Origin of the sequence: Actinophytocola sp., assembly GCF_050699915.1 — a bacterium.
GTDB lineage: Bacteria > Actinomycetota > Actinomycetes > Mycobacteriales > Pseudonocardiaceae > Actinophytocola.
Genome location: NZ_JBOHGA010000275.1, coordinates 1 through 7,142, shown reverse-complemented (window position 1 = coordinate 7,142; position 7,142 = coordinate 1). Strand labels below are relative to the sequence as shown.

Genomic DNA, 7,142 nt, shown 5'->3' with positions numbered 1-7,142 from the left:
GGCCAGCACGTCCCGCAGGGGCGCCGGCGACGCGGCGAGCCGGGGCGCCCCGAGCTGGCGCAACGCGGCGAAGGCGACCGTCAGGCACCCGACCGCCACCACCACGAGCGCCAGGACGACACCACGTCGGGCGGCGGCTCGGTCCGGCACTCGCGCCGCGTCAGGCCTGGTCACCGCTTCGGCGCCGGCGAAGCACACCGTGAGCAGGCCCGCCGCCGCCAGCACACCGACCAGGCTGCCCGCGTCCGGCGCGGCCACCGCCGGCGCGACCGGGTCGATCGTGAAGCACGCCGCGACCACGATCCCCAGCACCACGAGCACGACCACCGCCGCGAGCCGGTACACCGCCGGCGGCACCTCCACCACGGCCGCGGCCACGACAACCACCACGAGCACGACGGCCGCGAACGGCGACAGGTACGCCGCCACCGTGCCGGCGATCGCGACGCCGGCGACCAGGCGGCCCAGGGTCTCCAGCGCGAGGCCGAACCGCCGCACCGGAGCCGACGCCGTCGTCAGTGGACGCTCCCGGATGGACAGCACGGCGAAACCGCCGAGGACGGCCGCCAGCGCGACCGCGGCCGGCAGCCAGCGGCCGGCGAGCGAGGCGGCCGGGGCGAGGCCGAGGAACAGCCCCGCGCCGAAACTCGCCGCCACGCCGCCCGCCACGAGGTCGACCTGGCGCACCGGTGTGGACACGGGCCCACCGTGTCAGACCGAGTCCAGCCGACCTGACGGTGGGCACACCTGCGGCAACTCGTTAGCATGCGTCAGCAACTCGACCGACAGGAGCAGATCGTTGAGCGCCCCCAAGCTCTCCCTGACCACGACATCGGCCGCCGAGGCCACCGCCGACGCGATCATCGTCGGCACGGTGCGGGACGGCGAGGACGTCGCGCTCGCGCCGGGCACCGAACAGGTCGACGCCGCGTTCGACGGCGGGCTGGCCGGCGTGCTCGCGAGCCTGGGCGCCACCGGCAAGCCCGACGAGGTCGTGAAGCTGCCCACGCTGGGCCGCCTGCGCGCCGGCGTGCTCGTCGCCGCCGGGCTTGGCGCGGCGGGTGAGGTCGGCCCCGAGCAGGTGCGCCGGGCCGCCGGCGTCGCCGCCCGAGCCCTCGCCGGCACCAAGCGCGCGGTCAGCACGCTGTCCACTGTGGACCTTCACGCCGCGGCCGAGGGCACGGTGCTCGGCGCGTACCGGTTCGACGAGTATCGCTCCGAGCGCGGCGACGCCCCGGTCGAGCGCGTCGACCTGGTGAGCCCGACAGACGGCAACGCCAAGGAGCACCGCGCCACGCTCAAGGCCGCGACCTCGATCGCCGAGGCCGTCACCACGGCGCGCGACTTCGTCAACACCCCGCCCAACGACCTCTATCCCGCGTCGTTCGCCGACCGGGCCGCCGCGCTCGGCAAGGCGGCCGGGCTCGAGGTCGAGATCCTCGACGAGAAGGCCCTGCGCAAGGGCGGGTTCGGCGGCGTGCTCGGCGTGGGCATGGGCTCGACGCGGCCGCCGCGGCTCGTCCGCCTCAAGTACCGCGGGCCGAAGGCGCGCACGAAGGTCGCTCTGGTCGGCAAGGGCATCACGTTCGACACCGGCGGCATCTCGATCAAGCCGGCGGCGCACATGGAGGAGATGACGTCGGACATGTCCGGCGCCGCGGCGATCGTCGCGTCCGTGGTGCTGGCCGCGAAGCTGCGGTACCCGCTCGAGGTCACCGCGACCGTGCCGATGGCGGAGAACATGCCCTCCGGCGCCGCGTACCGGCCCGGCGACGTGCTGACCATGTACGGCGGCAAGACCGTCGAGGTGCTCAACACCGACGCCGAGGGCCGGCTGATCCTGGCGGACGCGATCGTGCGGGCGTGCGAGGACGAGCCGGACTACCTGGTGGAGACCGCGACGCTGACCGGCGCGCAGGTCATCTCGCTCGGCCGGCGGACCCCGGGAATCATGGGCTCGGAGGACTTCCGGGACCGGGTGGCCGCGATCGCGAAGGCGTCCGGCGAGGGCGGCTGGGCGATGCCGCTGCCCGAGGAGCTGCGCCGGGACCTGGACTCGAAGCTCGCCGACCTGGCGAACGTGACCGGCCACCGGTGGGGCGGGATGCTGGCCGCCGGCCTGTTCCTGCGCGAGTTCGTGCCCGACGGTCTGCCGTGGGTGCACCTCGACGTCGCGGGCCCGGCGTACAACAACGGCGCGCCGTGGGGCTACACCGGCAAGGGCGGCACGGGCGTCCCGGTACGCACGATCGCCGCGGTGCTGGCGGACATCGCCGAAAAGGGCTGAACCGAAGGGCTGTGCCGAGAGGGCTGAGCCGAGAGGGCTGAGAGCCGTCAGCCGACCGTCCAGGTCGGCCAGCGCTCCACGTCCCGGCCGAGCACCGGGGCGTCCGGGGCCACGTCGCCGTAGGTCACGCCGGCCACCTTCGCGTCGGTGTCCAGCTCGTAGACGAAGCACGCGTACACCGGGCGCTCGGGTGTGCCCGGGCCGACGAACGGCGGGCAGTCCGGCATTCGGTCGAAGCCCGGCACCGGGCGGCTCAGCACCCCGCGGTCGTCGCGCAGGAACACGTCGTCCGCGGAGCCCAGCGCCGCGCGGACCACGACGAACCGGTTGCCCACGGCCGGCTTCCGGTCGCCGAGGTAGCCGGACGGCGTCTGCACCACGTCGAAGCCCGCGCGCATGGTGGAGTCGGCCAGCGTCACCTCGACCGGCGGGTCACCCGCCTTGCCGGCCACCCGGGGCGTCGCCGGGGTGGCCCGCGGCACGGCCGGCACCGCCACCGGCACCCGAATCGGCGGCTGGGCCTCGGTGTCGGAGGCGTACGAGCCGAACACCACGGCCGTCACCGGCGTGCGCTGCGGCACGGGCAGCACCACGCACGCGTCGAACTTCTGCCCGCGCGGCACGATCGCCGGCGGCTTGGACGCGGTCGACGAGCACTCCACGACCCCGTCGCCGAGCGGACGGATCCACAGTCCGCGGTCGTCGAGGACCGAGACGCTGCGCGAGAGGTCGCCCTCCCAGTCCGGGCCCGTCTTGTTCTCCCCGGCCACCTGCACGACCAGCCAGCGGTAGCCGGCCGGCGCGTCGCCCAGCGCCGGGACCAGCGGCTCGGGCCGCGCGTCCTTGACCACGATCTCCAGCTGCGCGCCGACCGCGGTCCGGTAGACCGTCGGCGCGCCGCGGCGACCCGCGGTGAACGCCGGCTGGCCGGCCGTCTCCAGCTCCTGGCCCTCCAGGGCCGGCGGGATCTGCTCGTCGCCGCCCAACTCCGGCGACTCGACCAGCGCGCCCGCCGCCGGGCCGGGGCTGCCAGCCATGCGCAGCCCGGGTCCCCAGCCGAGCACGAGCACACCGCTCACCGCGGCCACGATCACCAGCGCCGCCGCGGACAAGGCAGCGCGGCGTAACAGCGTGCGGGGCCGGGACGGCTCCAGCTCGCCGGCCGGGGAACCGTCGAGCAGGCGTAACGCACCCCGGGCGACGGCCGTCGCCGGGTCGGGGTCGACGTGCACCGCACCGCCGAGCTCGGCCAGACCGTGCGCGATCACCGGCGTGCGCGCGGACCGGCCGACGATCAGCACCGCGTCGGCGGACTTGGCCAGCTTCGCCAGCTCGGGGTCGGACGGCAGGTCCACGGAGGAGACGACCGCACGCCGGCCGGACTTGCCGCGCAGCACCGTCGCGGACCCGGAGTCACCGTCGAGATCGAGCACGAGGAGGGTCCCGTCGGCCCCGACCTCCGCCCCGACCGCGGCCGCGAGCGGCGCGACGACCGTGCGGACCGACGGCGCGAGGCCGGCGGCCGCGCGGGTCAGCACGGCGACCCGCTCCGCCGGCCAGCCGGCGGGATGGGTCAGCACGAGCTCGTCGACCGAACCGCCGGCCGACCGCACCACGCGGGCCAGCAGCGTCCGAACCAGCTTGGGCACCGGCAGCACGATGTCGCCGACCATCAGGTCGCGCTTGTTCAGCCGGTTTCTCAGATCGCTGACCACCCGGTCCGGCTCGACCGCTCCGAGTCCCGTCGCGTCCCGGCCGACGACCAGCTGGTCATCCGGGCTGAGCGCGATGGCGGACGGCATCTGGGACTCGCCGTCGATGACGACCGGGCGGGGCGCCTCGCCGCGTCGGCGCAGCACGCCGACCGTGTCGGTGGCGCCGACGTCGACGACGACCGTGACCCCGCTCACGCAACGCCCCTTCTGCACTTGTCTCCGGCGCTAGCCGCGTTCTCGTTTCTGGCGTGCCTGATACTCCCTCATGCGCTTCGGGTAGCCAACCCGTTCCACTTCGTAAAGTGGCATCTGTCGCTTCTTGGCGAACTCGGCGGCGGCCTCCGGGTTGGCGATTCGGCGGCGCGTCCACTCCCCGTCGTGCGCCACGAGCAGCACAGTCGCCTCGGTGACGTGGGTACGCGGCTCCAGGAATGCCTCGACGCCATGCCGTTGCGAAGCCCAGTCGTCCAGATGAGCGGTGTCCTGCTTGGTGGACCCACGCACCTGGCCCTGACCGCCCTTGCGTTTCTTGCGCAGCGAGTCGAAAACACCCACGGCGGCTACCTCCGTACGAGAGAGTCGTCCACTCCATTGTGCCAACGCGGCCACCTCGCAAGCGTGCCGCAGATGATGACAAGATGATGTGTGGTGGCCGCGACACACCCGCAGGTCACCGCACGCCCGCTCGTCCACGTCGAGGAGAACCCGTGACTGATAACTCCGCTGACCTCGTGATCCTGGGTGGCGGATCGGGTGGCTACGCCTGCGCGTTCCGCGCCGCGGGCCTCGGCCTCTCGGTGATCCTCGTGGAGAAGGACAAGCTCGGCGGCACCTGCCTGCACCGCGGCTGCATCCCCACCAAGGCGCTGCTGCACGCCGCCGAGGTCGCGGACCTCGCGCGCGAGGGCGACCAGTTCGGCGTGAAGTCCTCGCTGGAGGGCATCGACATCGCGGGCGTCAACTCCTACAAGGACGGCGTGGTCGGCGGCCTGTACAAGGGCCTGCAGGGGCTCGCGAAGGCCAACAAGGTCACCGTCGTCGAGGGCCAGGGCACGTTCGTCGCGCCGAACGCGGTCGATGTCGACGGCACCCGCTACACCGGTCGCAACGTCGTGCTCGCCACCGGCTCGTACGCGCGCAGCCTGCCCGGCCTGGACATCGGCGGCCGGATCATCACCAGCGATCAGGCCGTGCACCTGGACTACATCCCGTCGAGCGTCGTGGTGCTCGGCGGCGGCGTGATCGGCGTCGAGTTCGCGAGCGTCTGGGCTTCGTTCGGCGCCGAGGTGACGATCGTGGAGGCGCTGCCCCGGCTCGTGCCGCTCGAGGACGAGTGGGCGTCCAAGCAGCTGGAGCGCGCGTTCCGCAAGCGCGGCATCAAGTACAAGACCGGCGTGCGGTTCACCGGCGCCGAGCAGAACGACTCGAACGTGACGATCTCGCTGGAGTCCGGCGAGACCATCGAGGCGGAGACACTGCTGGTGGCCGTCGGCCGCGGGCCGAACAGCGCGGGCCACGGCTACGAGGAGGCCGGCGTCACGATGGAGCGCGGCTTCGTCCTCACCGACGACCGGCTGCGCACCAACCTGGAGAACGTCTACGCGGTCGGCGACCTCGTGCCCGGGCTGCAGCTCGCGCACCGCGGCTTCCAGCACGGAATCTTCGTCGCCGAGGAGATCGCGGGCCAGTCGCCGCGTCCGGTCGACGAGGCCGGCATCCCGCGCGTGACCTACTGCAAGCCGGAGGTCGCGTCCGTCGGTCTGACCGAGGCGCAGGCCAAGGAGCGCTACGGCGGCGCGGAGACCTACACGTACGCGTTGAGCGGCAACGGCAAGAGCCAGATCCTCAAGACCGCGGGCGGCGTCAAGCTCGTGAAGGCGCCGGACGGCCCGGTCGTGGGCGTCACGATGGTCGGCGAGCGGGTCGGCGAGCTCGTCGGTGAGGCACAGTTGATCTACAACTGGGAGGCCTACCCCGAGGACGTGGCCCCGCTGATCCACGCGCACCCCACCCAGACAGAGGCACTCGGCGAGGCCTTCCTCGCCTTGGCCGGCAAGCCCCTGCACGTGCACGGCTGAGCCGTATCTAGTCCCAAGGAGTCAGCAAACCATGGCGTTCTCCGTCCAGATGCCGGCCCTCGGCGAGAGTGTCACCGAAGGCACGGTCACCCGGTGGCTCAAGCAGGTCGGCGACTCCGTCGAGGTCGACGAGCCGTTGCTCGAGGTCTCCACGGACAAGGTCGACACCGAGATCCCGTCGCCGGCGGCCGGGGTGCTGCAGAAGATCGTCGCCCAGGAGGACGAGACGATCGAGGTCGGCGCCGAGCTGGCGGTGATCGGCGACAGCGCGGCCGCCGGTGACTCGGACTCCGGCGGCGACGTCGAGTCCGGCGGCGACGTGGAATCCGGTGGCGACGTCGAGTCCGGTGGCGACGTCGAGTCCGGCGGCGACGTCGAGAGCGGCGGCGACGTCGAGAGCGGCGGCGACGTGGAATCCGAGCCCGCGCGGGCGGCGGCCGCGGAGCCTCAGGAGTCCACTTCGGACAGTGGTGGCGGCGAGGGCACGCCGGTGACGATGCCGGCGCTCGGCGAGAGCGTCACCGAGGGCACGGTCACCCGCTGGCTCAAGCAGGTCGGCGACACCGTCGAGGTCGACGAGCCGCTGCTCGAGGTCTCCACGGACAAGGTCGACACCGAGATCCCGTCGCCGGTCGCCGGCACGGTGCTCGAGATCAGCGCGGGCGAGGACGACACCGTGGCGGTCGGCGGCCAGCTCGCGGTCGTCGGCACCGGGTCCGGTGCCGACTCAGCGGCCCCGGCCGCCCAGGAGCCCCGGCAGGAGCAGCAGGCGCCCGAGCCGAAGCAGGAGGAGCAGGCCCCGGAGCCGCCTCGCCAGGAGGTCCCCGAGCAGGCGGAGCCGCCGCGGCAGGACGCCCCCCGGCAGGAGGCACCGAAGCAGGAGACGGCCGAGCGCGCCGACGGCGGCACCCCGTACGTGACCCCGCTGGTGCGCAAGCTCGCCGGCGAGCACGACGTCGACCTCAGCGACGTCAGGGGCAGCGGTGTGGGCGGCCGGATCCGCAAGCAGGACGTGCTCGCCGCGGCCGAGGCCGCCAAGCAGCCCGCCCAGCCGGCGCCGGC

General features: G+C 73.5%; 5 protein-coding genes and 1 pseudogene. 3 read left to right on the top strand and 3 right to left on the bottom strand.

Going from position 1 to position 7,142, the window contains the following annotated elements:
• A pseudogene (locus ACRDSK_RS29985) lies at positions 1-699 on the bottom strand (hypothetical protein); the annotation flags it as partial.
• A 100-nt stretch (positions 700-799) separates the two neighbouring features.
• Between ACRDSK_RS29985 and ACRDSK_RS29980 the strand changes: the two are divergent.
• A complete protein-coding gene (locus ACRDSK_RS29980; protein ID WP_431444720.1) occupies positions 800-2,287 on the top strand; it encodes a leucyl aminopeptidase in 1,488 nt (495 codons plus the stop codon).
• A gap of 47 nt (positions 2,288-2,334) precedes the next feature.
• On the opposite strand, the gene ACRDSK_RS29975 is transcribed toward ACRDSK_RS29980, so the two are convergent.
• Positions 2,335-4,197, bottom strand: a complete 1,863-nt coding sequence (locus ACRDSK_RS29975) for a hypothetical protein (RefSeq protein WP_431444719.1) — start codon at positions 4,195-4,197, stop codon at positions 2,335-2,337.
• A 30-nt stretch (positions 4,198-4,227) separates the two neighbouring features.
• The gene (locus ACRDSK_RS29970) at positions 4,228-4,557 is read right to left on the bottom strand and encodes an oxidoreductase (RefSeq protein WP_431444718.1); all 330 of its coding nucleotides are present in this window, start codon (positions 4,555-4,557) and stop codon (positions 4,228-4,230) included.
• A gap of 152 nt (positions 4,558-4,709) precedes the next feature.
• Here ACRDSK_RS29970 and lpdA point away from each other — a divergent pair, with 152 nt between their 5' ends.
• Together lpdA and ACRDSK_RS29960 are read left to right on the top strand one after the other, a co-directional pair.
• Positions 4,710-6,080, top strand: coding sequence for a dihydrolipoyl dehydrogenase (gene lpdA, locus ACRDSK_RS29965; protein WP_431444717.1), 1,371 nt, complete (start codon positions 4,710-4,712; stop codon positions 6,078-6,080).
• 31 nt (positions 6,081-6,111) lie between these two features.
• On the top strand, positions 6,112-7,142 hold a 1,031-nt coding region (locus ACRDSK_RS29960; protein ID WP_431444716.1), incomplete at its 3' end, for a biotin/lipoyl-containing protein.